This is a genomic window from Bacillus sp. PK5-006, assembly GCF_054161415.1.
The window spans coordinates 2,963,104-2,989,152 of sequence record NZ_CP096414.1 but is presented as its reverse complement, the minus strand read 5'-3'; the positions used below and the strand labels follow the sequence as shown (position 1 = coordinate 2,989,152).

21 protein-coding genes and 1 pseudogene are annotated in these 26,049 nt (G+C 41.9%); 15 read left to right on the top strand and 7 right to left on the bottom strand.

What is annotated here, in order from left to right; all coding sequences use genetic code 11:
* The first annotated feature begins 7 nt into the window (after positions 1–7).
* Complete coding sequence (gene gatA / locus M1D84_RS15480; RefSeq protein WP_041116096.1) at positions 8–1,465, top strand: Asp-tRNA(Asn)/Glu-tRNA(Gln) amidotransferase subunit GatA; 1,458 nt, start codon at positions 8–10, stop codon at positions 1,463–1,465.
* 13 nt (positions 1,466–1,478) lie between these two features.
* Positions 1,479–2,909, top strand: a complete 1,431-nt coding sequence (gene gatB / locus M1D84_RS15475) for an Asp-tRNA(Asn)/Glu-tRNA(Gln) amidotransferase subunit GatB (protein ID WP_024424551.1) — start codon at positions 1,479–1,481, stop codon at positions 2,907–2,909.
* Positions 2,910–3,089: 180 nt separating this feature from the next.
* Here the strand turns inward: gatB and M1D84_RS15470 are convergent, their stop codons facing one another.
* On the bottom strand, positions 3,090–3,935 hold the full coding sequence (locus tag M1D84_RS15470) for a TetR/AcrR family transcriptional regulator (RefSeq protein ID WP_024424552.1): 846 nt from the start codon (positions 3,933–3,935) through the stop codon (positions 3,090–3,092).
* Between the two features lie 131 nt (positions 3,936–4,066).
* Between M1D84_RS15470 and M1D84_RS15465 the strand changes: the two genes are divergently transcribed.
* On the top strand, positions 4,067–7,264 hold the full coding sequence (locus M1D84_RS15465) for an efflux RND transporter permease subunit (RefSeq protein WP_440179645.1): 3,198 nt from the start codon (positions 4,067–4,069) through the stop codon (positions 7,262–7,264).
* Positions 7,265–7,295: 31 nt separating this feature from the next.
* Here the strand turns inward: M1D84_RS15465 and M1D84_RS15460 are convergent, their stop codons facing one another.
* Entirely contained in the window at positions 7,296–8,249 is a 954-nt protein-coding gene (locus M1D84_RS15460) for a nucleoside hydrolase (RefSeq protein WP_458106324.1), read from the bottom strand.
* A gap of 182 nt (positions 8,250–8,431) precedes the next feature.
* Here M1D84_RS15460 and M1D84_RS15455 point away from each other — a divergent pair, with 182 nt between their 5' ends.
* From M1D84_RS15455 to M1D84_RS15440, 4 genes and pseudogenes are all read left to right on the top strand, one after another.
* Positions 8,432–9,340 (top strand): diacylglycerol kinase, encoded by a 909-nt coding sequence (locus tag M1D84_RS15455; RefSeq protein WP_213404885.1) that lies wholly within the window; start codon positions 8,432–8,434, stop codon positions 9,338–9,340.
* Positions 9,341–9,401: 61 nt separating this feature from the next.
* On the top strand, positions 9,402–10,781 hold the full coding sequence (gene rlmD, locus M1D84_RS15450) for a 23S rRNA (uracil(1939)-C(5))-methyltransferase RlmD (protein WP_213404886.1): 1,380 nt from the start codon (positions 9,402–9,404) through the stop codon (positions 10,779–10,781).
* Between the two features lie 250 nt (positions 10,782–11,031).
* A complete protein-coding gene (locus M1D84_RS15445; RefSeq protein WP_213404887.1) occupies positions 11,032–12,006 on the top strand; it encodes a tRNA dihydrouridine synthase in 975 nt (324 codons plus the stop codon).
* A gap of 109 nt (positions 12,007–12,115) precedes the next feature.
* Positions 12,116–12,565 (top strand): annotated as a pseudogene (locus M1D84_RS15440) (SMI1/KNR4 family protein); the annotation flags it as partial.
* Positions 12,566–12,708: 143 nt separating this feature from the next.
* Here the strand turns inward: M1D84_RS15440 and M1D84_RS15435 are convergent.
* Positions 12,709–13,473 carry a MurR/RpiR family transcriptional regulator gene (locus tag M1D84_RS15435; protein ID WP_125587227.1) on the bottom strand — a complete coding sequence of 255 codons (765 nt, stop codon included), beginning with the start codon at positions 13,471–13,473 and terminating at the stop codon, positions 12,709–12,711.
* Positions 13,474–13,621: 148 nt separating this feature from the next.
* On the opposite strand from M1D84_RS15435, the gene M1D84_RS15430 reads away from it, so the two are divergent.
* Both M1D84_RS15430 and M1D84_RS15425 read left to right on the top strand, forming a co-directional pair.
* On the top strand, positions 13,622–15,211 hold the full coding sequence (locus M1D84_RS15430; protein WP_151863218.1) for an alpha-glucoside-specific PTS transporter subunit IIBC: 1,590 nt from the start codon (positions 13,622–13,624) through the stop codon (positions 15,209–15,211).
* Between the two features lie 17 nt (positions 15,212–15,228).
* Complete coding sequence (locus tag M1D84_RS15425; protein ID WP_034623075.1) at positions 15,229–16,554, top strand: 6-phospho-alpha-glucosidase; 1,326 nt, start codon at positions 15,229–15,231, stop codon at positions 16,552–16,554.
* 104 nt (positions 16,555–16,658) lie between these two features.
* Here the strand turns inward: M1D84_RS15425 and M1D84_RS15420 are convergent, their stop codons facing one another.
* Positions 16,659–17,030, bottom strand: a complete 372-nt coding sequence (locus tag M1D84_RS15420) for a hypothetical protein (protein WP_133744839.1) — start codon at positions 17,028–17,030, stop codon at positions 16,659–16,661.
* Positions 17,031–17,214: 184 nt separating this feature from the next.
* Here M1D84_RS15420 and M1D84_RS15415 point away from each other — a divergent pair, with 184 nt between their 5' ends.
* The 3 genes from M1D84_RS15415 to M1D84_RS15405 all read left to right on the top strand — a co-directional run bounded on the left by M1D84_RS15415 (position 17,215) and on the right by M1D84_RS15405 (position 19,608).
* Positions 17,215–17,652, top strand: coding sequence for an Rrf2 family transcriptional regulator (locus M1D84_RS15415; protein ID WP_133744840.1), 438 nt, complete (start codon positions 17,215–17,217; stop codon positions 17,650–17,652).
* Between the two features lie 65 nt (positions 17,653–17,717).
* Positions 17,718–18,629: an NAD(P)/FAD-dependent oxidoreductase gene (locus M1D84_RS15410; RefSeq protein ID WP_133744841.1), complete on the top strand. Its 912-nt coding sequence runs from the start codon at positions 17,718–17,720 to the stop codon at positions 18,627–18,629.
* A 331-nt stretch (positions 18,630–18,960) separates the two neighbouring features.
* Positions 18,961–19,608 (top strand): DUF3885 domain-containing protein, encoded by a 648-nt coding sequence (locus M1D84_RS15405; RefSeq protein ID WP_283859937.1) that lies wholly within the window; start codon positions 18,961–18,963, stop codon positions 19,606–19,608.
* 33 nt (positions 19,609–19,641) lie between these two features.
* On the opposite strand, the gene M1D84_RS15400 is transcribed toward M1D84_RS15405, so the two are convergent.
* A complete protein-coding gene (locus M1D84_RS15400; protein WP_024424565.1) occupies positions 19,642–20,970 on the bottom strand; it encodes a 6-phospho-beta-glucosidase in 1,329 nt (442 codons plus the stop codon).
* Between the two features lie 199 nt (positions 20,971–21,169).
* Here M1D84_RS15400 and M1D84_RS15395 point away from each other — a divergent pair, with 199 nt between their 5' ends.
* Positions 21,170–21,901 carry a MurR/RpiR family transcriptional regulator gene (locus M1D84_RS15395; RefSeq protein WP_024424566.1) on the top strand — a complete coding sequence of 244 codons (732 nt, stop codon included), beginning with the start codon at positions 21,170–21,172 and terminating at the stop codon, positions 21,899–21,901.
* 17 nt (positions 21,902–21,918) lie between these two features.
* Here the strand turns inward: M1D84_RS15395 and M1D84_RS15390 are convergent, their stop codons facing one another.
* A complete protein-coding gene (locus M1D84_RS15390; RefSeq protein WP_149125899.1) occupies positions 21,919–23,118 on the bottom strand; it encodes an MFS transporter in 1,200 nt (399 codons plus the stop codon).
* A 145-nt stretch (positions 23,119–23,263) separates the two neighbouring features.
* On the opposite strand from M1D84_RS15390, the gene M1D84_RS15385 reads away from it, so the two are divergent.
* A complete protein-coding gene (locus tag M1D84_RS15385; RefSeq protein ID WP_133744844.1) occupies positions 23,264–23,743 on the top strand; it encodes an aminoacyl-tRNA deacylase in 480 nt (159 codons plus the stop codon).
* Positions 23,744–23,779: 36 nt separating this feature from the next.
* Here the strand turns inward: M1D84_RS15385 and M1D84_RS15380 are convergent, their stop codons facing one another.
* Positions 23,780–24,688, bottom strand: coding sequence for a LysR family transcriptional regulator (locus tag M1D84_RS15380; RefSeq protein WP_024424569.1), 909 nt, complete (start codon positions 24,686–24,688; stop codon positions 23,780–23,782).
* Between the two features lie 103 nt (positions 24,689–24,791).
* On the opposite strand from M1D84_RS15380, the gene M1D84_RS15375 reads away from it, so the two are divergent.
* Positions 24,792–25,994 (top strand): MFS transporter, encoded by a 1,203-nt coding sequence (locus M1D84_RS15375; RefSeq protein WP_185854169.1) that lies wholly within the window; start codon positions 24,792–24,794, stop codon positions 25,992–25,994.
* Positions 25,995–26,049: the final 55 nt, after the last annotated feature.

The window sequence follows — 26,049 nt, the reverse complement described above, 5'->3', positions numbered from 1 at the left end:
CCGAGACATGTCACTGTTTGATCACAAAATTTCTGAATTAAAAGAGCTTTTACATAAAAAGGAACTGTCTGTTTCTGATTTAGTGGACGAGTCTTATAAACGAATCAATGAAGTAGACGGAAAAGTACAAGCATTCCTTGCACTGGACGAAGAGAAAGCACGTGCGTATGCAAAGGAATTGGACGAGGCAGTAGGTGAAAAGGACGAGCTTGGCCTATTGTTCGGTATGCCGATCGGTGTGAAAGATAACATTGTTACAAAGGATTTGCGTACTACAGCTTCAAGTAAAATCCTGCAAAACTTTGATCCAATTTATGATGCAACCGTTGTGAACCGCCTAAGAGACGCTGAAGCAGTCACAATCGGTAAATTAAATATGGACGAATTCGCAATGGGATCTTCTACGGAGAACTCAGGCTTCAAAGCGACGAAAAACCCGTGGAATTTAAACACCGTTCCAGGCGGATCAAGTGGTGGATCAGCAGCTTCTGTTGCAGCAGGTGAAGTACCGTTCTCACTTGGTTCAGATACAGGCGGTTCAATTCGTCAGCCAGCATCATTCTGCGGGGTTGTCGGTCTTAAGCCGACATATGGCCGTGTATCCAGATACGGATTAATCGCATTTGCTTCATCATTAGACCAAATTGGTCCGATTACACGTAATGTAGAAGACAACGCATATGTTCTTCAAGCGATTGCAGGTGTCGATCAAATGGACGCAACAAGTGCAAATGTCGATGTCCCAGATTTTCTTTCTTCATTAACTGGCGACATCAAAGGCTTGAAAATTGCTGTGCCGAAAGAATACCTTGGCGAAGGCGTTGGCGAGGAAGCAAAAGAATCTGTTCTTCAAGCGTTAAAAGTATTAGAAGGACTTGGTGCTTCGTGGGAAGAAGTGTCTCTTCCGCATTCTAAATATGCGCTTGCGACTTACTACTTACTGTCTTCTTCAGAAGCATCTGCAAACCTTGCTCGTTTTGATGGCATCCGTTATGGCTACCGTACAGATAATGCAGACAACCTGATTGATTTATACAAAAATACTCGTTCTGAAGGCTTTGGAGACGAAGTGAAGCGCCGCATCATGCTTGGTACATTCGCGCTAAGCTCAGGATATTACGATGCGTACTATAAAAAAGCACAAAAAGTCCGTACATTGATCAAAAAAGATTTTGAAGATGTTTTCGAAAAGTATGATGTCATTGTAGGACCAACAACACCGACTCCTGCATTTAACATTGGTGAAAAGACAAGCGACCCGCTAACCATGTATGCAAACGATATTCTAACGATCCCTGTTAACCTTGCAGGCGTTCCAGGAATCAGTGTGCCTTGTGGATTTGCAAATGGCCTTCCGTTAGGACTGCAAATCATCGGCAAGCACTTTGACGAAGGAACAGTGTACCGCGTGGCTCACGCTTTTGAGCAAGCAACAGATCATCATAAAGCAAAACCTGAACTGTAAGGGGTGAATCAGAATGAACTTTGAAACGGTAATTGGACTTGAAGTCCACGTAGAGCTAAAAACACAATCGAAAATTTTCTCAAGCTCGCCGACACCTTTTGGTGCAGCTGCCAACACGCAAACAAGTGTCATCGACCTTGGATATCCTGGCGTATTGCCTGTACTGAACAAGGAAGCGGTGAACTTTGCGATGAAAGCGGCCATGGCGCTGAACTGTGAAATCGCAACAGATACAAAATTTGACCGTAAAAACTACTTCTATCCTGATAACCCAAAGGCGTATCAAATTTCTCAATTTGATAAACCGATCGGTGAAAACGGCTGGATTGAAATTGAAGTAGAAGGCAAAACAAAACGAATCGGTATTACGCGTCTTCATTTGGAAGAGGATGCTGGGAAACTGACGCACACAGGCGACGGTTACTCACTCGTCGATTTCAACCGCCAAGGAACACCGCTAGTTGAAATCGTATCTGAGCCAGACATTCGCACGCCAGAAGAAGCGTATGCTTACTTAGAAAAATTAAAATCCATTATTCAATATACAGGCGTTTCTGACTGTAAGATGGAAGAAGGCTCACTTCGCTGTGATGCCAATATTTCTCTTCGCCCAATCGGCCGTGAAGAGTTTGGTACAAAGACAGAGCTCAAAAACTTGAACTCATTCGCTTTCGTACAAAAAGGCCTTGAATTCGAAGAGAAGCGTCAAGAGCAAGTATTGCTTTCTGGCGGCTTGATCGAACAGGAAACCCGCCGTTATGACGAAGCGTCTAAAAAGACGATCCTGATGCGTGTCAAAGAGGGATCTGATGATTACCGCTACTTCCCAGAACCAGATTTGGTGGAACTGTACATTGATGACGAGTGGAAAGAACGCGTAAGAGCATCGATTCCAGAGCTTCCAGACGAGCGCCGCAAACGCTATATCGATGAGCTTGGACTCCCTGCATACGATGCAATGGTACTCACGCTGACGAAAGAAATGTCTGATTTCTTTGAAGCGACCATTTCAGAAGGTGCAGAAGCGAAGCAAGCATCGAACTGGCTCATGGGTGAAGTGTCTGCTTACTTAAACTCTGCTCAAAAAGAGCTGGACGATACAAAGCTAACACCGCAAGGACTTGCTGGCATGATCAAGCTCATTGAAAAAGGAACAATTTCCTCTAAGATTGCGAAAAAGGTATTCAAAGAGCTCATTGAAAATGGGGGAGATGCAGAAACAATCGTCAAAGAAAAAGGACTTGTCCAAATTTCTGACGAAGGTGCGCTGCTTAAACTCGTTACAGAAGCACTTGATAACAACCCGCAATCCATTGAAGACTTTAAAAATGGTAAAGACCGCGCGATTGGCTTCTTAGTCGGACAAATCATGAAAGCATCGAAGGGCCAAGCTAACCCGCCGATGGTGAACAAGATTCTCCTTGAAGAAATCAAAAAGCGCTAAATCGCAAAAAACCGCCTTATGTAATAGGCGGTTTTTTTTTGCTTGAAATGACAGGGTCTTATCATAGATTCAGACCACCGCCGTATATCAATTTAGAGAATCTTTTCTTATAATGAAGCATAAGCGAAAGTGCACATTCGAAGGGGAAAAGGTGAGCTAAATCGAAAACAGCACGTCATGTTACTGAAGAAACAGCTTCAATTGCTCAACTGCTCTAAGAACAGCAGGGTCCTCACACTTTTCTAAATTCGTCAGCATCCCTTTGATGACTGGCTTACGAGGTTCAGCTTTTGCCAGCTCTTCTTCAATCACTTCAATGGATACAACAGTATCATCTGAAAGCAGATGCTCAAGCTTTAACGAACGAAGCTCCTCTTGAAGGGAAGCAGCACTCGGCGCTTCATCATCCCAAATGGTTTGCTTCAAAATCGGCTTCGACTGAGAACGAAGCAAGCCGTGGACCAGATCATCAAACCGTTCGAGTATAAAGGATGAGAGCTCATCAAATGATAATTGCATTTGATCCTGTAAAAGCAGAACCTGCACATATGATTGGATAATGCCTTGGATCATGACTGACAGGTCAGTTACATATGGTTCGATCTCCTGTCCATAAGTGGTCAAGATGGAAATTTGAATTTCATCGTTCATTTGCTTTTTCACAGTTTTTGAATACTTTTTAATCTGCTGGTTTTCCGGAATAATGTTCTCGCTGAGGATCAGAATGATAAAATCCTTGTTCTCAGCAAAATGCTGGAACTGTTCAGCGATTTGTTTCTGAAAGATCTCTCTCGGCGCGAGATGCTGATTCTCTTTTCGAATCATTTCGATAGTTTGCATCGAAGTGTCGATATAATATTCAAACGCTCGGTTGAAAAGCTGTTCTTTTGATTTGAAATGTAAATAAAATGCGCCTTTTGATATTCCGCATTCATCTGCAATTTCCTGAATGGTCGTAGAAGAAAAACCCTTTTTCGCAAACAATTGGATGCTTGCTTTAATGATTTTTTCTTTTTTTTCGTTCATGAAATAAGGCCCCTTCAGCTTTAGAATGTTACGTCAAACGCAAGTGAAATGGTTGACGGCATTGTATATCACCGTTTATTATGATATAGAATGACCAGTCAGTCAATACATAAAGGAAAATGGAGGATATAATGAATTCGATCATCAATTTTGTATTAAAGAATAAGTTCGCTGTATGGCTCATGACGATTATCGTAACAGTTGCTGGTCTATATGCCGGATTGAATATGAAACAAGAATCAATCCCGAATATCAACACGCCAGTCATTACGGTTTCTACAACGTACCCTGGCGCAACGCCGGACGAAGTATCAGATAAGGTGACAGATCCAATTGAAAAATCGATTCAAAACCTCAATGGGGTCAGCGTGGTCACTTCTAATTCATTTGAAAATGCATCATCCATTCAAATCGAGTACGATTACAACAAAGACATGGATGAAGCAAAAAAGGAAATTGAAGATGCGATTAGCAATATCGATTTCCCTGAAAATGCAGAAAAACCTAAAATCGCACGCTTTAGTATTAATGCGATTCCAATCCTAGCCCTTAGTGTCTCTGGTGATAAAGAATCATTACAAGACCTTACACAAAAAGTAGAAAATGATCTCGTTCCTTCACTTCAAGGATTAGACGGTGTCTCTTCTGTCGAAACTTCAGGACAGCAAATCAAAGAAGTAGAATTTTCATTTAAACAAAAGAAATTGAAAGAATACGGTCTAGATGAAGATACCGTCCAAAACATGATCAAAGGCTCTGATGTGAATGTACCACTAGGTCTATACACATTTGGCAACAAACAAAAATCAGTTGTCGTGGACGGCAATATTTTAAGCGTCAAAGATTTGAAAAACATGCGTATTCCAGTCACACCAAGTGCAGGCGGCGGTGCGGGAAGCGCTGGAGCTGGAGCACCTTCTAACGGTTCAGAAAACCAAGGTGCGGAGCAGCAGGCTGGAAGTGCAAGTCAGCAGCAAGCAGGTGGAGGTGCAGCAAGCAGTCAATCTGTAGAGCTGCCGACGATCAAGCTATCTGAGATAGCAGATATTAAAGTCGTAAAAAATGCTGAATCGATCTCTAGAACGAATGGAAAAGACAGTATCGGTCTGCAAATTGTTAAAGGCTCTGATGCCAACACAGTGAGTGTAGCAGAAGAAGTGACAAAAGAGCTTGAGAAATTCAAAAAAGACAACAAAGGTATTAATGTAAGCACCACATATGATCAAGCAGAGCCGATTAAAGAGTCTGTCAGCACAATGCTGAACAAGGCGATCATCGGAGCGATCTTTGCGATCATTATCATTCTATTGTTCCTGAGAGATATCAAATCAACATTAATCTCGGTCATTTCCATACCGTTATCTCTGTTGATTGCTGTTTTAATATTAAATCAGCTGGATATCACGTTAAATATCATGACACTTGGTGCCATGACCGTCGCCATCGGGCGTGTTGTCGATGACTCGATAGTGGTCATAGAAAACATCTATCGACGAATGGCGTTAAAGGATGAACCGTTAAAAGGCAAGGCACTCGTCAGAGAAGCCACAAAAGAAATGTTTATCCCAATCATGTCTTCGACGATTGTGACAATTGCGGTATTCTTACCGTTAGCATTAGTAGGTGGAATGATTGGTGAACTATTCATCCCATTTGCCTTAACGATTGTGTTTGCGTTACTTGCTTCACTGCTTGTCGCTATTACAATTGTTCCAATGATGGCACACACTCTATTTAAAAAGAACTTGTACGGCACAGCGAAAAAGGTAAAAGAACATAAACCAAGCAAGCTTGCTGGCGGTTATAGACGTGTACTTAATTGGACACTCAACCATAAATGGATTACATCAGGGATTGCCATTCTTATGCTTGTCGGAAGCTTATTCTTAGCACCACTTGTCGGTGTCAGCTTCTTACCACAGGAAGCAGAGAAAACGGCCATGGTGACATATACACCTGAACCTGGACAAACGAGAGAGCAAGCAATTGATGAAACGAAAAAAGCTGAAGAATATTTGATGAAACGTGACCATGTCAATACAGTTCAGTATTCACTAGGCTCTTCAAATGCTATGACCGCAAGTGTTGGCGGTAACTCTAACGGTGCGTTATTCTTCGTACAATATGATGATGACACGCCAAACTTTGATAAAGAAAAAGACCGCGTGGTCAAAGCCCTTCAAGACAAAGCGTCTAAAGGGGAATGGAAATCACAAAACTTCTCATCTGCTGGTGCAAATAATACCGTGACATACTATGTGTACGGGGACAAAGCAAGTGATATTGAAGGCACAGTAAAAGATGTTGAGAACATCTTAAAAGATGAGAAAAACCTGAAAAATGTCAGCACAAGCTTATCTGAGAAATACGACGAATATACGTTTAATGCAGATCAAGGAAAACTGGCGAAACTAGGTCTAACTGCTTCACAAATCGCTCAAGCGATTGCACCTCAAAATAGTGAAACAACACTGACGAAAGTCACAGAGGACGGCAAAGAACTTGATGTGAAGCTTCAAACGGAAAAAGATGAATATAAGAGTAAAAAAGATTTAGAAAACAAAAAGATCACCACACCAACAGGGCAAGAAGTCCGAATTGGTGATGTCGTCAAAGTAAAAGATGGTACGACAGCAAATACGGTGACAAAACGTGATGGAAAGATCTACGCAGAAGTGTCTGGTGACATGACAACAGACGACGTCTCAAGTGTAACGCAGGATGTTCAGAAGAAAGTCGACAAGCTTGACCTAAAATCTGGCGTAACGATTGACACAGGCGGCGTAAGTGCGGATATCCAAGAATCCTTTACACAGCTTGGCCTTGCAATGCTAGCAGCGATTGCCATTGTGTATCTCGTTCTCGTCATCACATTTGGCGGAGGTCTTGCACCATTTGCGATTCTTTTCTCACTGCCATTTACGATTATTGGTGCGCTCGCTGGATTGTTTATAGCAAAAGAAACCATCAGCTTAAATGCCATGATTGGATTGCTCATGCTGATCGGTATCGTTGTAACTAATGCCATTGTCTTGATTGACCGAGTGATTCATAAAGAACAAGAAGGTCTCTCAACAAGAGAAGCGTTACTTGAAGCAGGTACAACAAGATTACGTCCAATCTTAATGACGGCACTTGCGACAATTGGTGCACTGCTGCCACTCGCATTAGGATTTGAAGGCGGAAGCCAAATCGTATCAAAAGGACTTGGTGTTACCGTCATTGGCGGTTTAACAAGTTCTACACTTCTCACATTGGTTATCGTTCCAATCGTGTATGAAATGTTAAGCAAGTTTAGACGTAAGAAAAAGTACGCAGAAGAAGAGTAAGAGGAAGCCCCGCCAATGAGCGGGGCTTTTTTTATTTTGAAATCTGACAAACAGCTTTTCTCATAAGCACTTCAAATGCGTGGAAAAAGGCATCACGATCGACATGGTCAATCACTTGAATTGATTTTCCATCTGGATGCTCTTCAGTGCGACCTTGTCTAGGCGTTTCGGTATAAACGATTGCGTTCACTTCTTTTGAGCGAGTAAATGAAGAGGAAGCAAGAGTGATCGTTGTCAGCACGTCCCATAAGTAGTAAGTCGAGTTCGTTTCATGATGAATGAGCGGCGGACAAAAGGCGTAGCACTGTCCGATAAAATCTATTCCAATATGAGAACGAAGAGAAGCCCAGCGCTGACGTACATCAAGTGTAAGCGGGACTTGATTTGTACTTTCAAGCGCGACCATTTCAATAGGAAACGGTTCCTGAAAGACAGTGCTGACAGCATAAGGGTCCCAAAAGGCATTCCATTCTGCTGTCCCATCATGCTCGGGTTCTTCAACATTGCCTTTTTCAAGGAACGTGCCACCCATCCACACCAATTTCTCAATTTTATTAGAGATCGCAGGATCTTCTTCTAAAGCGCGTGCAAGATCTGTGAGCGGACCAGTAAAGAGCAGGGTGACAGGTTCTTTTGCTTTCTTAACCGTTTCAATCAGGTGAAGGTGTGCTGGCAGCTTGGACAACTTTGTATCAACAGTACCTTTTTCATTTAAAATTGGCAGAGCATCTACATAAAAAGCATGCATACGCCACTCCTTTGGAAATGGATTGACGCCTCTAGAAGTTGAAGCAGCAACTTCAATTTCATAAGGACTAAAGCGATCAATGATTTTTTGAGATGCACTGAGAGCAGGCTCTAAATAACAATCAGCAGGAATCACAGACATTCCGATGACTTTCACATGTTCCATTTGAAGGAGAAGAAATAAAGAGACGAGGTCATCAACACCGCCGTCATGATTAAAATAGACAGGCTTTTTCATCGCATATCATCCTTTACAGCGTTTTCTTTTATCTTATCAGAATGCTTTCTTGCTGAGGGAGATTGGCTAGGAGATTTCACATAATTAGGTGGTTGTTTTGTTGCCATTTTCAAATCTCATAGTATAATTAAAGGTTGTTAGTGGTGAAAATAGATTGCATAATGAATATAGGATGATGATGAATGAAACGTGCTCGAATTATATACAATCCGACATCTGGGCGTGAACTCTTCAAGAAGAATTTACCGCAGGTTTTGCAAAAATTTGAACAAGCTGGCTATGAAACTTCTTGTCATGCGACGACATGTGCAGGAGATGCCACGCAAGCAGCAGAAAAAGCCGCACAGAGAGATTTTGATTTAATTGTAGCAGCAGGTGGAGACGGCACGATCAATGAAGTCGTCAACGGACTAGCACCGCTTGAAAAAAGACCAAAACTAGGAATTATTCCAGTTGGAACAACAAATGACTTCGCAAGAGCACTTGGCATTCCACGAGAAGGTGTTTTGAAAGCGACAGATGCCATTATTGAGGGTGTAGCGAAGCCGCTTGATATCGGTAAAGTCAATGGCCATTATTTTATTAATATTGCTGGCGGCGGCCGGTTAACAGAGCTCACCTATGAGGTGCCTAGTAAACTGAAGACCATGCTTGGACAGCTTGCTTATTATTTAAAAGGCATGGAGATGCTTCCTTCTATCCGCCCGACAGAAGTCGAAATTGAATATGACGGCAAATTGTTTCATGGAGAAATCATGCTGTTTCTTGTTTCACTCACAAACTCAGTAGGCGGCTTTGAAAAACTAGCGCCAGATTCCATTTTAGATGATGGGATGTTTGACCTGATTATTTTAAAGAAGGTCAATCTAGCAGAAGCCATCCGAGTGGTCAGCCTTGCACTCAGAGGCGAGCATATTCATGATAGCAATGTCATCTACGCAAAAGCGAATCGCGTGAAGGTAGATGTAAAAGATAAAATGCAATTAAATTTAGATGGTGAATACGGCGGCATGCTGCCAGGTGAATTTGAAAACCTGTATCGCCATATTGAATTTATTGTGCCAAAAGCAACAGCTGAAAAAATAGGGTGAAGACTGAACTTGGTTCCTTATGGCGGCCAAGTTTTTCTTTGCAAATGAGGTGATAAAGTTGGTGAAAATGAAACCGCCTGTTGAAAAGAATGAATACTACAATGTAACCTTCGAAGACTTAACGCATGAAGGTGCAGGTGTAGCAAAAATTGAAGGATTCCCTGTCTTTGTACCGAATGCCCTTCCTGACGAACAAGGGAAAATCAAAGTCACACGAGTCAAAAAAGGATTTGCTTTTGGACGACTCATGGAGCTGACAAAGGAAAGTCAGCACAGGCAAGATGCGCCATGTCCCATTTACAAACAGTGCGGCGGCTGTCAAATTCAGCATATGAGCTATGAAGGCCAGCTGCTATTTAAACAGAAACAAGTAAAGGACGTTTTAGAGCGGATCGGCAAGCTTGATATGAGCCGTGTAAAAGTTCATCCTGTACTCGGCATGGAAGACCCTTGGAATTACCGAAACAAAGCACAAGTTCCAGTTGGCGAACGAGAAGGCGGACTTGTTGCAGGTTTTTATCAGCAGCGTACCCATGAAATCATTGATATGGAAAAATGTTTGATTCAACAGTCAGAAAACGACGAAGTGGTACAGGCAGTAAAAGACATATGCAATGCGTTTGGCATCAAAGCATATAACGAAGAGCGGCACAAAGGATGGCTGCGTCATGTGATGGTTCGCTACGGAATGGCAACAGGTGAAATGATGGTTGTGTTTGTTACTAGAACGGCTGACTTTCCGCAAAAGCAGCAGGTGATTGAGCAGATTATAGCACGCTTCCCACATGTTCGGTCAATTGTGCAAAACGTGAATTCAAAGAAAACAAATGTCATTTTCGGAGACGAAACAACCGTTTTATGGGGCGAAGAATACATTTATGACATGATTGGCGACATCAAATTTGCCATTTCGGCCCGCTCATTTTATCAAGTGAACCCAGCCCAAACAAAGGTACTTTACGACAAAGCGCTTGAATATGCAGAGCTGCAAGGCGAAGAAACCGTCATCGATGCCTATTGCGGAATCGGTACGATTTCCTTATTTCTCGCACAAAAAGCAGGCAGAGTTTATGGGGTTGAAATTGTTCCAGAAGCAATTGAAGATGCAAAACGAAACGCTGCCTTAAACGGAATCGATAATGTTGAATTTGCAGTCGGCGAAGCAGAAACCGTCATCCCAAACTGGTACAAAGAAGGCATCAAAGCAGACACGCTAGTTGTCGATCCGCCTAGAAAAGGCTGTGACGAAGCACTGCTTGACACCATTTTAAAGATGAAACCAAACCGTGTTGTTTACGTCTCCTGTAACCCAGGAACGCTAGCTCGTGATTTGCGCATTCTTGAAGATGGCGGGTATGTGACAGAGGAAGTGCAGCCTGTGGATATGTTTCCGCATACCTCACATGTGGAATGTGTAGCAAGTCTTGTGATTAATCAGTAATGTATTGTGACATCCCGATTCTGTGAAAAACATTGATATCGGGATGTTTTTATTTTTGTATGTTCAATCGGCCTAAAAAATGATATTTGGAAGTGGAATTAATATTTTTATCCCGCAATTCATCTCCAAATGTCCTCTTTTGCAATTTTGCCCGGTTCATATTAAAGTATATATGATAAAAATTGCTGAAAGACTTTATAGAAGGACATGCCCTAAAAGGCGCTATGTCATGAGAGGAATTGGATGAAAGATGAGTAAAAATTTCTGGCGTGATTTACCGCGGCCATTTTTTATATTAGCACCAATGGAAGAAGTGACAGATGTTGTGTTTCGTCACGTTGTGAGTGAGGCGGCGAGACCGGATGTGTTTTTTACAGAGTTTACGAACAGTGAGAGCTATTGCCATCCTGATGGTATTCAAAGTGTGAAGGGGCGTTTAACGTTTACAGAGGATGAGCAGCCGATTGTTGCTCATATTTGGGGAGACAAGCCTGAGAACTTTAGACAAATGAGCATTGGAATGGCGGAAATGGGATTTCAGGGGCTTGATATTAATATGGGCTGTCCTGTCCCAAATGTCACGCAAAACGGAAAGGGCAGCGGCTTGATTCTTCGTCCAGACGTTGCGGCAGAGCTGATTCAAGCGGCAAAAGCAGGGGGATTACCTGTCAGTGTGAAAACAAGACTTGGTTTTACTGAGGTCGATGAATGGCGCGGGTGGCTTAGACATATTTTGGAGCAAGATATTGTGAATTTATCAATCCATCTTCGCACAAGAAAGGAAATGAGCCAGGTGGATGCGCATTGGGAGCTCATTCCTGAGATCAAAAAACTTCGTGATAAAGTAGCACCGGATACTCTTTTGACGATCAATGGTGATATTCCCGATCGTCAAACAGGCTTAAAGCTCGCTGAACAGTATGGAATAGACGGCGTGATGATTGGGCGCGGGATTTTCCATAACCCATTTGCTTTTGAAAAAGAGCCGAAGGAGCATACAAGTGATGAACTGCTTGGTCTTTTAAGGTTACATCTTGATCTCCATGATCAATACTCATCACTAGGCTTGCGTCCATTCAAAGCACTGCACCGTTTCTTTAAGATTTATGTAAAAGGATTCAGAGGAGCGAGTTTCTTAAGAAATCAATTAATGAACACATCATCAACAGATGAAGTGCGTGCCATGTTGGATGAATTTGAAGCGAGAAATCAAGAACAATCATGACCAACAAGAGGAGGAGGGGGAACCCTTCTCTTTTTTATTAAACAGGACTATTAAACTAGTTCTCTTAAATGGTAAAATAATATAGAAATAACAATTGGAGGTATTTTATTTGAAACCATTTTGGGATAAAGATAGAGAAAGCGAAGAAACATTTAAGAAAATCAATGAGAAAGGCATTGCAAAAGCGGAAAAGAAGCTAGGCGTTATCCTGCCTGATACATATAAGCAACTGATCCTCGAACAAAATGGCGGGTATACATTGCATAATGCTTTTCCAACGGATCATCCGAATGGATGGGCAGAGGATCATGTGTCATTTGATCATTTAAGAGGAATTGCCAAAGATGAAGGCATTATGGATAGTGATTATTTAATAGAAGAATGGGAATTGCCTGAGGGACTTGTACTCATTTGTGGGGATGGTCATACGTGGATTGCATTGGATTATAGAGAAACAAAGGAGCATCCGACGATTCACTACTTTGATCTAGAAGATGAGACGGATTTTAAATTAGCGGATTCGTTTGATGAACTGCTTGCTGGGCATTATAACGCTGAATAGCATGAATAGGAAAGGCAGCCGCAAGTAGATATATTTCATTAAAACCGTTGTTATACAGTATTTTTTGAGAGAGACAAAAGAGTCTCTCTTTTTTTTGTGAAGCAACATTGAATCTCTCTCCAAAACTGTATCTGTTATGTTTAAGTCTTATTATTCAATTGGTTCACTTTCCACTCACTAAATTTTCTGACGATAATATCTGCCACAATGTAAAATGGCAGAAAGCTGGAGTTGTCCACTTTGTTATATAAGTGAAACGGGGTGCTGCTTACATAGATGTTAAACATGGCATTTTGTGCAAGAAGGTTATTTCTTAATGTGGTCATGCTGATAAATTTGATATGTCTCGTTTTCACCAATTGAATGATTTCATCTAAATTCTTCGATTCACCCGATAAAGAAATGATAAATAAAAGGTCATCCTCACCAAATTCAATGATTCCATCTGTTAAGTCCCGCTTGCTTCGTAATACTTGAGATTTCTTATGCAGTGACCATAGCTGCCGCTGTATATCATTGGCCAAATCGAGCTGTGCTGTTCCTGTCCCATAAATATAAATATACGGTGCACGATCTATCAGTTGATTTAATTGATGAAAGTCGAGCTGCTCCATATATTTTCTTGTCTGGCGGATATCTTGATCAAGTAGCTGCATTAAATCCTGTGTGGTCTCTTCAGTGAAAGCATTTAATTTCACATAAGACTTTAAGTCACTGTAGCCGTCGAACCCTATTTTCTTGGCAAGCCGATGGATGGATGAGATGGAAGTATGAGCATAACGGGCAAGGTCCTGAATTTTCATTGTCTTCATTTCTTCAAGATGATCATGGATTGTTTTAATAATGTGCAGGTCATTCTTGTTTAAATCTTCGAAGTGTTTATTAACCAGCTTGTCCAGTATCATGCGATGTGCCCTCCAACATGAAAATATTTTCTTCCTGTGAAAATATAATCTAATGTTACAACTTGATTTCTAAATACGTCAAACCTATTGGTTTTTGTAAGCGCTACCTTTACAGTGATGATATGGATCAAGCAAAGGGGTTATGCTTATGAATGCAATCAAGCGGTTTGGCAGTGCTATGGTAGTTCCTGTACTTTTATTCGCGTTTTTTGGTATTGTTGTCGGCCTCGCGACTTTATGTAAGAATCCAGCGATTATGGGAGAAATGGCTGGAGAAGGTACGATGTGGTACAAGGTTTGGTCACTGATTGAAAGCGGGGGATGGACGATTTTCAATCATATGGAATTAGCCTTTGTGATTGGATTGCCCATCTCACTTGCAAAAAAAGCGCAAGCACGTGCGACGCTCGCAGCTTTGATGATTTATCTTGTATTTAACAATTATATTCATGCTATTTTGACACTTTGGCCGTCTACTTTTGGCGTTGATTTATCGCAAGGTGTCGAGAACGTAGCGGGTGTAAAAGAAATTGCGGGTATACCTACGCTGGATACAAGTATCATTGGTGCGGTGATGATATCTGGAATCGTCATTTGGATCCATAATCGTTTTTATGATCAAAAGCTGCCTGAAATGCTTGGGATTTTCCAGGGGCTTGTATTTGTTGTCATCATCGGATTCTTTGTGATGATTCCTATTGCTTTTATCGTTGCTTTTGTATGGCCCTATGTTCAGCAGGGGATTCAATCTCTCCAAGGGTTCATGGCACAGTCTGGTTATATTGGTGTCTGGCTGTTTCATTTCTTGGAAAGGGTGTTAATTCCAACAGGACTTCACCATTTTATTTATACACCTTTTGAGTTTGGTCCAGCGGCTGTAAATGGGGGGTTAAAACCATATTGGATTGCTCACTTAAATGAATTTGCGTCCTCCACTTCTGATTTGAAGGATCTTTATCCATACGGATTTTTATTGCATGGGAATATTAAGATGTTTGGCTGTTTAGGGATAGCTTTAGCCATGTATTTTTCAACACCGAAAGAAAACAGAAAAAAGGTTTTGGCATTGGTATTACCCGCCACATTAACAGCGGTATTTGCCGGAATTACAGAACCGCTTGAATTTACATTCCTATTCCTCGCGCCTTATTTATTTGTGATACATGCACTTCTTGGTGCGACCATGGTGACAATCATGAATATGTTTGGTGTTGTCGGAATGATGGGTTCCGGGTTTATTGAAATAGCTGCATTGAACTGGATTCCGCTCTCTTCAAATCATGGAGGGACTTATCTGATCCAAGCGATGATTGGACTTCTTTTTACAGCAGTGTATTTTGTCATATTTAGATGGATGATTGTGAAATTCGATATTCCATTACCAGGACGAAAACATGAGGAGGAGACGAGGCTATATACAAAACAAGATTATGAGAATGCTCATAAAAAAGGTCATGACCAAAAAGAAGCGCCCGTTTATGCGTCTGAGTATGAAGAGAAAGCCGTGTATTTCTTAGCAGGCCTCGGCGGTAAAGAAAACATTAAAGATGTGACAAACTGTGCCACACGTCTGCGTATTACAGTGATTGACCCTAGCTTGGTGAAAGATAGGGACTACTTTACAAAAAATAAACTGGCCCACGGCATGGCGAAGAGTGGTCAAAGCATTCAAATCATTGTTGGCTTAAGTGTACCGCAAGTAAGAGAGTCCTTTGAGACAAAACTTTCATTAGATTAAAAAAGGAGCTGGATATCATGAAAAAATTTAATATTACCATCGCTGGAGGCGGAAGTACATTTACACCGGGGATCATTTTGATGCTGTTAGACTATCTAGATGAGTTCCCAATTCATACAATTAAACTCTATGATAATGATGAAGCTAGACAAAAGACGATTGCAGATGCATGTGAGATTATGTTAAAAGAACGGGCACCAGAAGTGCGATTACTGGCAAGCACGGATCCAGAAGAAGCCTTTACTCAAGTCGATTTTGTGATGGCACATATTCGTGTCGGGAAATATGCAATGCGAGAATTAGATGAGAAAATTCCATTGAAGCATGGAGTCGTCGGACAGGAAACATGCGGCCCAGGCGGGATAGCTTACGGAATGCGGTCCATTCCAGGTGTATTAGAACTTGTCGATTATATGGAAAAATACTCACCTGAAGCTTGGATGTTAAACTATTCGAACCCTGCAGCGATAGTCGCAGAGGCAACACGTAAGCTAAGACCGAATGCCAAAATTTTAAACATATGCGATATGCCAATTGGCATTGAAGAATTAATTGCAAAAAATTTAGGCTTATCTTCGCGGAAAGAACTAGAAGTCGATTACTATGGTTTGAATCATTTTGGCTGGTGGACAGATATTCGAGATAAAGCAGGAAATAGCTTAATGCCTGAGGTAATTAAGCATGTAAGCCAGCATGGTTATGCAACAGATGGAACATCTGAGCTAGAACAGCAGAAGAGCTGGAACAGCACATTAAAAAAGGCCAAAGATATTCAAGCGCTTGATCCAAAAACGATACCGAATACGTATTTGAAATACTATCTATTTCCAGATGAAGAAGTGGCACATTCAAATATCGAGTTCACGCGTGCCAATGAAGTGATGGAGGGGCGGGAAGCTTTTGTTTTTAGTGAATGTCAGGCCATCATTGATAAAGGAACTGCAAAGGAAACAAAGCTGACCATTGATGAACACGCTTCCTATATCGTTGATTTGGCACGAGCCATTGCTTTTAATAAAAAGGAACGGATGCTGATGATCGTAGAGAACAATGGCGCTATTAGGAACTTTGATCCAACAGCCATGGTCGAAATTCCTTGTATTGTTGGCAGCAATGGTCCAGAAAAATTAGTAGTTGGAGAGATTCCTAGATTTCAAAAAAGTCTTATGGAGCAGCAAGTTGGCGTAGAAAAACTAGTAGTAGAAGCATTTGAAGAAGGGTCCTATCAAAAATTATGGCAGGCCATCACATTATCGAAAACGGTGCCGAGTGCTAAAGTAGCAAAAGATATTTTAGACGACTTAATTGTGGCAAATCAAGCATTTTGGCCAGAGTTAACATAACACGAGAATAAGCAATATGGGCGTGACAGCGCTCATATTGCTTATTTGTTTTTTCAACCGATGTATTGTAAAAAGCCTCCTTACCAAAAGGGGGCCGCCATTCCTTACTCTGCGGTCTCCTCAACCTCACGGCTATCCTCTGTTTCACCAATATAAATAGGGCCGTTTGCGTGGTCGATTCGGATTGGCCACTCGTACGGAATTTGAAGACGTCTAGCAATGGCTCTCCAGAATTTTGTGGAATCCATTTCGAATTCTTGAAAGTCTTTTAATAAGTCTTTGTAAGACGAGCCATCAAATTGAATGAACATATCTTGAAGGCGCATGAACGCGACATGTCTCACTTCAAGTGCTGCTGCGGCATCCATTTCTTCTTCTGTTGCTTCTCCGATGATTGTACCTGCGGGCGGAAGCATGTCGTATACGTTAAATTCCTCTTCTTCTTCGTGTGCTGCATTGTGCTGTTGATCTGACATTTTTCTTCACTCCTTCTAGTTCTCAATCAAAACTTTATTTCGTGCTTACTTCTATTATCGGAAGGAAATGTGAAATGTGGAATGAAAAGTGGAGCAGATTCACAACTCTTGCTTTTTTCTCTTGAATCATCTATGATCAATTACAGATATAAAAGGTCTATAATAGATAGAAAGGGGTTTCCTTATGAAATATTCTAAAGCAACCAACTATGCGCTGCATACGATGGTGTTTTTAACTCTTGCGTCAAAGGGTAAAGCGATTGGCGTTGAGCCTCTTGCTAAGATGCAAGACCTTTCACCAACCTATTTATCAAAAATTTTAACAAAGCTTGTGAAGGCGGGATTGATTGAATCAACTCCTGGTGCAAAGGGAGGTTATACCCTTATCAAACGAAAGGAGGACATTTCGTTTTTAGATGTCATTCAGGCTGTAGAAGGACAAACAAATTTATTTCGCTGCTCCTTAGAGCATGACTCCTTTATGCCTCATGATGGCTGTTTGATTGAACAAGTTATGCAGGATGTTGAAACGAAAATGCAGGAGACATTAAGTAAAAAACGGTTAATTGATATTGCGAGCCAAATTGAACAGACAGAAAAAAATCCATTTTTCAACATGTGATTTTTTTGAACTAATTATAGATATTAAGAGTCTTTAAAGTCTTGGATAGAAAAGGAGAGATTGATATGTTATTAGATTGTGCCATTATCGGAGGCGGGCCAGCCGGATTAAGTGCAGCACTTGTTGTAGGGAGAGGCAGAAAGCAAGTCATTGTATTTGATGATGAGCTGCCAAGAAATCGAGTGACGCAGGAATCACATGGATTTATTACAAACGATGGAATGACACCGATTGAGATCAGACGAGCGGGAGAGGCAGATCTTCAAAAATACCCTAATATCAAAATCAAACGAAGTCGAATTGTTGATATACAAAAGAAAGAGGAAAGCTTTACGTTACTGACACACGAGGGGGATACATTCGAAGCGAAAAAAATCATTTTAGCAACAGGACTTCAGGATATTCTCCCAGAGATCGAAGGAATTCATGATGTGTACGGAAAAACGTTGTTTAGCTGTCCTTTCTGTGATGGATGGGAATTAAAGGACAAAGCACTTGCCCTCATTGCAGAGAATCAGCGAGCCTTGCATATGGCTAAGCTTCTTTCCAATTGGACAAAGGATTTGATCGTGTTTACGAATGGGCACGTGTTGGCTGAAGAGGACAAGGTACTTCTGACCGCACATTCTATTCAAATCATTGATGTGCCAATTGTGTCGATTGATCATGACAATGGGCAGCTGCGCTCTCTCCAGCTTGCAAATGGGGAGACAGTGAAAAGGGAAGGCGGTTTTGTCGCAAGTGAATTCAAGCAGTCAGCCCCATTTGCCGAAAAGCTTGGCTGTCAAATGACGAAGAATGCGGGTATTGAAACAGATATCCTTGGACGTACAACCGTCAGTGGTGTCTTTGCATGTGGTGATAATCTAGGCGGTCCTGCTCAGTTAGTTCTCGCAGCAGCAGCTGGAAGCCAGGCAGGAATGGGTGTCATTCATGAACTTGTGCAAGAAGAGTTTCAAGATAAAACATCTCTATGAAAAGAGATGTTCAGCGATGAACGGTTTTCCGTTTTGCTAAGACGTGAGCTGTCCATTCAAAAAGTGCGTAGATGACAAAGAAGATCAGGATCCAGCTGCTGACATCGACTCATACATTGGTGATCTGAATGACGTTCGCCTGATCAAGTCCAGCCTGTATCCACATGGTGATCAGTGCTGTAAGGAACACTTGTAAAAACCATTTTGATGTTTTCAATTGACCACACCTCCATCTCTTTCTATCATATAAGAAATGACAGTTTATTTCCAATTTGTTTCCCTATATGTTTCAACGGTAAAATGAAAAATAAAACGAGTGAAAGGAAAGCAAATGAGTGATCAAACAAATAGATTTTTAAAAAATCATTTTCCTCATCTTATCCTCACGCCGCCTCTTTTTTATGAATGGCCTATTGGGCTTCGGTTTGAAGTGGCAGATTGGTCATTAGGAAAAGAATCGATTGTATTAGAAAAAGCGGGAGATCGTGCTTTAGAGATTGTGAAATATGCTTTTGATCCAGAAGACGAGATGCTGCTTGTGACGGATGTGTATACAGATCATGAACATGAATTAACGAAGCGTAAGCTCCTTGTCTATCAAAAATATGTGCATCGGCAAGTAAGGAACAGATTGCGCCACGAGCTTTTGACTTATGTACGTCCAGAAATAGAAGATTCACTGACATTAGAGAGATTTACACTCAAATGCCAGCTGCAAGACATTCGATTGCGTCCGCTTCTCCATGCGATGTGCCAGGAGGACTTCTATACGCCGAATCAAATCTTGAAGGGAAAACTAGGGTATGAAATTTACCTAATGAATCTCTCAAAAAAAATGATTTTTCACTTATATGATGATCGAGGCTGTGATCTCATTGCGGCAGATGCTGAGCGTCTACGCCCAGTCTATGAAGGCTTACAGCACTGGCTATTAGACTATGATCGTCCTAAGATGGACCGGCTGTTTGCAGCCAAATAAAAAAACCGCACTTTCGACAAGTGCGGCTTCTTTTTATGCTTCTACTTTATTGAAGAACTGTGGCAAATATTCTTTGTGTGCTTCGAGCATTTCATCGAGGATGCTTTTTGCAATGGCATCTGATGGAACAAGCGGGTTGATGGTCATTGCGACAAGTGCTGTGTTGTAATCGCCTGTCACGGCAGCTTCAGCAGCTACACGTTCAAAGGATTTAATTTGAGAAATAAGTCCTTTGACAGCGACCGGCATTTCACCAACAGCGATTGGTTTAGGACCGTCTTTTGTGATCACGCAGTTGAGTTCAACCGCAGAATCATTTGGAATGTCACTAATAGCCCCATTATTAATGGTGTTTACAGGCTGAATGTCATGCTTGTCGTTATAAATGGATGCAATCAAGTTACAAGCCGCATCACTGTAGTAGGCACCGCCTCGTTTTTCAAGCTGTGGCGGCTTGATGTCGAGATCAGGGTCTTTGTAAAGCTCGAACAAATCATTTTCTAATGCGCGAACGACTTCAGCACGAGTTCCTTCATTTGCTGCTGCTTTCTTTTCCTCAGCCAGCATATCACTTGTTTTGTAGTAGTAACGGTGATAAGGACAAGGAATGACGCCAAGCCCTTTTAAGAAATCAGCATCCCACGGAATCGCTTGAATGTTGTTCATCGACATGCTGGAGTTTGGATCAGCCATGTCTTCAATGACTTGATCCATGATGCTTTTGCCATCTAAGAATACATTGAGCCCAAAGACCATATGGTTTAATCCAGCAAAGCTGACTTCGACTCTGCTTGCGTCGACACCAAGCCCTTTGGCGATTCCCATGCGAATGCCGATCGGCACGTTACATAAACCAACGACTTTACGATGGTTTGAATAACGAAGAACGGCTTCAGTGACCATACCAGCTGGATTTGTGAAATTCACAAGCCATGCATTCGGGCAAAGCTCTTCAATATCTTTGACAATATCAAGAATGACAGGAATGGTGCGAAGTCCTTTGAATAGACCTCCTGGACCATTTGTTTCTTGACCTATGACATCATATTTTAAAGGAATGCGTTCATCCTTCATACGTGCTTCAAGAAGTCCGACACGGAATTGTGTTGTGACAAAATCAGCATCTACAAGTGCTTTCCTGCGATCTAATGTTAAATGAACCTCGATTGGAAGCCCTGCTTTTTTGACCATGCGTTTTGCAAGATTTCCGACGATCTCAAGCTTTTCTTTTCCCGCTTCAATATCAACGAGCCACAGCTCGCTAATCGGAAATTCATCGTATCGTTTAATAAATCCTTCTACAAGCTCTGGTGTATAGCTTGATCCTCCGCCAATTGTGACAACCTTTAATCCTTTTGCCATGTTCTGCACCTCCGAATAATGTAACGCGCAATGTTATAATAGAGAAAAGTCTTTTTTCTTGTTTGTACATCTATAGCTTATCGTGAGAGCATCATGTGCGTAAATGACTTCAGCGTCTTTAGGCAAGGGTGCCCTATTTAGAGATTTGTTACATAAAAGAAACACATTGTGACATGTAGTTGGAGAAAGGGGAAGTCAGATGTTTTCAAGTGAGGTCATTTCCAGCTTTAATGAACTAGAAAGCGCTTTATACCGATATATCATGGAAAACAGTGAAAAGGTCGTGTACATGAGAATTCGAGATCTTGCAGATGCTGCACATATTTCCACCTCGTCTGTCCTTCGCTTTTGCCGAAAAGTAAATTGTGAAGGCTTTTCAGAGTTTAAAGTGAAGCTCAAAATGTATTTAGAATCAGAGCAGACACCTTCTTTAAAAAGCACACAGCACTTTCTATATGAATTTATTGAACGAACATTGAAGGGAGACTTTGAGGGGAAAATTAAGGAGGCAGCGAAGCTCATTGCTGAGGCAAAAAATGTGCTGTTTATCGGAACTGGAAGTTCTGGCATTTTGGCGCAGTATGGGGCGAGGTACTTTTCCAGTCTTGAGAAATTTTCATTTTACATCAACGATCCGTTTTTCCCGATGAATATGCAGTATTTAGACAATAGTGTCACCATTGTGCTGTCTGTATCAGGGGAGAACAGTATTACGATTGATCATATTTCGAAGTTAAAAAGAGAAGGCAGCAAGATCATTAGTATTACGAATAACCAGCACTGCACGATTTCGCGCATTTCAGATTTAAATATTGCCTACTACGTCACAGATGAGCGGGTCCACAGAGCGAATATCACCACACAGACGCCAGTTGTGTATATTTTAGAAGCCATGGCCCGTGACATGTTTGCGATGTTAAAAGAAAAGTAAAAGAGCCGCTGCATACATCAGCTGCTCTCTTTTTTCTGCTTCATAAAAGCAAGGATGGCAATGCCGGAACAAACGAGCACAAATAGACCGCCCAGCAAATACACAGACCTCGCCCCGTATACATCTGCAATCAATCCAACAAAGAAAATAGATAAACCGACCGATACTGAAGAAAGGACGTAGTGAGCCGAATACACCTTTGATAAATCATCTACTGGCGTTTCCGTTTGAAGAATGGTTTGCTGCGAAACATCTCGGATTTGGTAGGCAGGCCCCATCAAAATACAAAGCACCAAAGCAAGCCACGGAAGGCTGTTCAGTGAATAGACAATGGTCAGCACTGCATAAATGAATGAACCAGCTGCCATATAGAGGAGAAGCTGTTTTTGAATAAACTGACTCATCCATGCAGCTAAGAGCCCGCCTATGATGGCACCTGTATAATAAGCGGCATTGATAAATCCCCACCATTCCTCACCTTGCTTTAAATCATGGCTGACAAAGGCAAGCGTAATCGCCCCGATCCACACAGCACCCGCAATATTTTCACAAACATCCATAAAGGTCAGGGTGCGCACCGTTTTATTTCTCCAAATGATCGTCCAACCATCTTTGAAGCTGTTCATCTTATTTGTTTTTCGAACCGTCTCTTCTTGCTTGAGAAGAGGAAAGACAGGGATGAATAATAGATAAGACAACACAATCATGACACAGGTGATCCACATTAAATAAAATGGCCCGATCCATAGGACGAGCATTCCAGTGAACGAATAACCGGCGATTTGAACCATTTGATGAAAAATGGAGGCTGTACTGTTTGCTTTCACAAGCTGATTTGCTGGTACAAGCATCGGCATGATGGCCTGCATTAAAGGACTGATGAACCCGCCTGTGAGGGAAATCAAAATAAGCGCACTAAACAACCAGACCATATGCTGCTGAAAGAAATGAAATTGGGCTGTAAACACGATGAGCATCCCAAGACGTAAAAGCGGGACCCATTTCAATAGCCGGCCAGCTTGAAAGTAATCGGTTAAAACAGGAGAGAAGAGCCCAGCCAATAGCTGGCATATTGTTCTAATCAGCGGAAAGACAGCCGCATAGGCAACAGATTGTGTATCTTGATAAATGACAAACGTGATCGTCATCACAAATAAAATATCACTCAGCATGAGAAGGCTTTTACTGCTTGTATAACACCAAAACTTGTTTCCCATATCAAACCGGCTCCTTTTCAAAAACAAGTTCAGTATAGCATGGTGATGGTGTGTCCAGAGGCTTTTCATTGAAAAATACATCTTAAGGATGAGAAGATTGTGATAAGCTAAATGAAGGACATTGTAAGGAAAGGGGTTCAATCGATTGAAAAAATTACCGGCACATGACTTTTTGGACAAACATGGCATCCCATATGAGGTCAAAACATTTTCTGCCGAAACAGAAAAGGGAGCAGCAAATGTAGCAGCAGCTCTTGGTTTTCGTGAAAGACAAATGATTAAAACATTGATTTTTGAAACAGGAGAAGGAGAGCAGCTGCTTGTGATGGTTGGCGCTGACCAGCATATTAAGTCAGGGAAACTCAAGAAAGCAGCCGGCTCCCGTAATATTAAAATGGCTTCACCGGAGAAGGTTCTTGAAGTGACGGGCTATCGAATTGGTTCGATTCCGCCGTTTTGCTGGCAGCCAGAAGGATTCCGCACCATTATTGAGGCTTCGTTATTAGAAGAGGAAATATTAGGTGTTGGGGCAGGCGAATGGGGAAATGAAATCCTCATCAACCCAGAACAATTGGTGAAAGCCTCAAAAGCTGTACCGTTTGACATCGTGCAGCCAGCTGAATAGAGAAAAAAAGTGCCTGTTTCAGAAGCAGGCACTTTTTTAATTGGCAGCAGGCGTAGTAAATGGACCGATACCTTTCATTTGCAGGAAGGCATCCACGGTTCTATTTTCTTCAAGATCATTCGCCCGTTTGCACACAACAACCGGTCTGACGATCTCAATGCCTTCAATGTACACGCGCCCAATTTCTTGCCGCTTGAGACTGCCATGAACCGCATCACGGGGAACAAGTGTGATGCCATATCCAGCTTTGATCATTTGAATCGCTTCATGAACACCGCTGAATTGTAAATCAACGGTCGGTTTTTTGATTCCTTTCGAGGTAAAAAGAGAAAAGAGCTTATCTCTTGTGGAACTGCCTTCTTCCCGCATCAAAAAAGGCTCCTGACTCAGGCGCTCCAGCGGGACCGTTTTTCCGTTCAACGGATGGTCAGCCGGCACAATAAAATCATAGCTTAAATTCGTTAAATGAGAAGTGAGGATCTCCTCATGGTGCAGATCCTCGATCACAGCGATGGCCACATCTGATTCATATTGAAGCAGGCTCTCTAAAACTTGAGCGGAGTTTCCGCTTTTTAATTCAATTTCTGTCTGTGGTGAAGATGTTTTAAAAGCAGCAAGCCAATCTGGCAGTAAAAAGTTGAGTGGTACATAGGTAGAAGCGATGCGGAGCCGCCCCTTTTTTCCGTTTTGTAAAAGTGTGATCTGATATTCTACTTCTTTTTCAGCCTCGAACACTTGCCGGGCATAAGGGTATAGAATTTTTCCCATTTCCGTAAGTGTAATGCCTCTGCCATTTCGTTTAAAAAGACGGAAACCGATCTCACTTTCAATGCTTCTAAGCTGAGCCGTCACAGCTGGCTGTGTCAAAGATAGCACGTCTGCTGTTTGTGTAACGCTTTTTGTCTCTGCGACCTTTGCAAAAATCCGAAGGGCATGTAAATTCAACTTTGCACCACCTATTAATTATTTTGATGGTTTAATCAAAAACATTCATTAGATTTATTATAAGGCATCCCTTATTGTAAAGATAGCGAAGGGGGAAGGAAAAATGGATCATCGTCAAAAGCAAGTGGTGTCAATATCGCTTATCACAGCATTTGCACTGATTGGGGATTCAATGCTTTATATTGTTCTTCCGATCTATTGGAAAGAGGTTGGTTTATCATCTATTTGGGAGGTCGGGCTGCTGCTGTCCATTAACCGATTCATCCGCATCCCGCTAACACCTGTCGTTTGGTGGCTCTATCGGTTTGTCCCAATGAAGACCGGTGTATTGATCGCTATTTTGATTGCATCAGTGACCACAGTGCTATATGGTGTGAGCGGTTTTTGGCTCCTGCTGATCTGCCGCTGCGCTTGGGGGCTGGCATGGACGTTATTGCGTATGAGTGGAATGAGATTAATTGCTGAGATGGAGGAAAGCTCTCAAGGGCATTATACGGGCATTTATAATGGCCTTTACCGGCTTGGCAGTTTATTCGGCATGTTATGTGGCGGAATATTCGCCAGCCTGATCGGCTTCCAGTTCATGACGCTTGTTTTTGGTTTACTCTCATTACTAGGAATCATTTTTTATGTCTCTTTGGATGAGATTGAAAAGGGAGAAGAGGGGCAGGTGTATCAAGTCATCAAACAGAGGTGGCTTGCACGAGATGTTGTAAAAGTATTAATGACAGGTATGCTGATCGCACTTGTGATCCAAGGGTTATTCGCATCAACCCTCAGTCATGTCATTGAAGCAAGGATCGGTCATGGTGAATTTGCTCTGTTCGGCTTTGTTATCGGAGCTTCGGCTTTAAGTGGAATCATTCAAGCGCTCAGATGGGGGTGGGAACCATTTGTCGCACCGAAAACGGGCAGATGGTTTGATGGGCTTGTAATGAAGGAACGAACGCTTTGCTGGATGTTTCTTTCATTTGGAGGTCTCAGTTTTCTGGCGGTCATGCTGAAGGTAAGCGGCTGGTTTCTTGTGATGCTGCTTTTGATCCAGCTGCTCTCAACAATCTTAACGACATTAACGGATACGCTTGCTTTTCAAAAAGCGTCTGCTCAAACAGATAAAAACCGCTTCCTCGCAAGCTATTCCTTTGTTCAAGATATGGGAGCGGCTCTAGGACCCTTGTGCGGATATACGATGATTCAGTTTTTTGGGTCAAGCAGCGTCTTTTGGCTGATGCTCATCATAAGCTTATTGCTTGTCAGCATGTGGGCAAGAGGCAGGGAGCTGCATGTTTCTTCTGATCCAGCGTAATAAATCAAGCGTTATACAAAAAAACTGCCTCATGCGCTGAATGCAAGAGGCAGTC

What these genes read in the sequence shown, in the direction of transcription:
- gatB (WP_024424551.1), top strand. Translation starts at nt 1,479, where the DNA reads ATGAACTTTGAAACGGTAATTGGACTTGAAGTCCACGTAGAGCTAAAA.
- M1D84_RS15460 (WP_458106324.1), bottom strand. Translation starts at nt 8,249, where the DNA reads ATGAAAAAGCCTGTCTATTTTAATCATGACGGCGGTGTTGATGACCTC.
- M1D84_RS15395 (WP_024424566.1), top strand. Translation starts at nt 21,170, where the DNA reads ATGTTTTCAAGTGAGGTCATTTCCAGCTTTAATGAACTAGAAAGCGCT.
- M1D84_RS15405 (WP_283859937.1), top strand. Translation starts at nt 18,961, where the DNA reads ATGAGTGATCAAACAAATAGATTTTTAAAAAATCATTTTCCTCATCTT.
- M1D84_RS15420 (WP_133744839.1), bottom strand. Translation starts at nt 17,030, where the DNA reads ATGTCAGATCAACAGCACAATGCAGCACACGAAGAAGAAGAGGAATTT.
- M1D84_RS15425 (WP_034623075.1), top strand. Translation starts at nt 15,229, where the DNA reads ATGAAAAAATTTAATATTACCATCGCTGGAGGCGGAAGTACATTTACA.
- M1D84_RS15415 (WP_133744840.1), top strand. Translation starts at nt 17,215, where the DNA reads ATGAAATATTCTAAAGCAACCAACTATGCGCTGCATACGATGGTGTTT.
- M1D84_RS15455 (WP_213404885.1), top strand. Translation starts at nt 8,432, where the DNA reads ATGAAACGTGCTCGAATTATATACAATCCGACATCTGGGCGTGAACTC.
- gatA (WP_041116096.1), top strand. Translation starts at nt 8, where the DNA reads ATGTCACTGTTTGATCACAAAATTTCTGAATTAAAAGAGCTTTTACAT.
- M1D84_RS15390 (WP_149125899.1), bottom strand. Translation starts at nt 23,118, where the DNA reads ATGGGAAACAAGTTTTGGTGTTATACAAGCAGTAAAAGCCTTCTCATG.
- M1D84_RS15470 (WP_024424552.1), bottom strand. Translation starts at nt 3,935, where the DNA reads ATGAACGAAAAAAAAGAAAAAATCATTAAAGCAAGCATCCAATTGTTT.
- M1D84_RS15435 (WP_125587227.1), bottom strand. Translation starts at nt 13,473, where the DNA reads ATGATACTGGACAAGCTGGTTAATAAACACTTCGAAGATTTAAACAAG.
- M1D84_RS15400 (WP_024424565.1), bottom strand. Translation starts at nt 20,970, where the DNA reads ATGGCAAAAGGATTAAAGGTTGTCACAATTGGCGGAGGATCAAGCTAT.
- M1D84_RS15465 (WP_440179645.1), top strand. Translation starts at nt 4,067, where the DNA reads ATGAATTCGATCATCAATTTTGTATTAAAGAATAAGTTCGCTGTATGG.
- M1D84_RS15445 (WP_213404887.1), top strand. Translation starts at nt 11,032, where the DNA reads ATGAGTAAAAATTTCTGGCGTGATTTACCGCGGCCATTTTTTATATTA.
- M1D84_RS15375 (WP_185854169.1), top strand. Translation starts at nt 24,792, where the DNA reads ATGGATCATCGTCAAAAGCAAGTGGTGTCAATATCGCTTATCACAGCA.
- M1D84_RS15430 (WP_151863218.1), top strand. Translation starts at nt 13,622, where the DNA reads ATGAATGCAATCAAGCGGTTTGGCAGTGCTATGGTAGTTCCTGTACTT.
- M1D84_RS15410 (WP_133744841.1), top strand. Translation starts at nt 17,718, where the DNA reads ATGTTATTAGATTGTGCCATTATCGGAGGCGGGCCAGCCGGATTAAGT.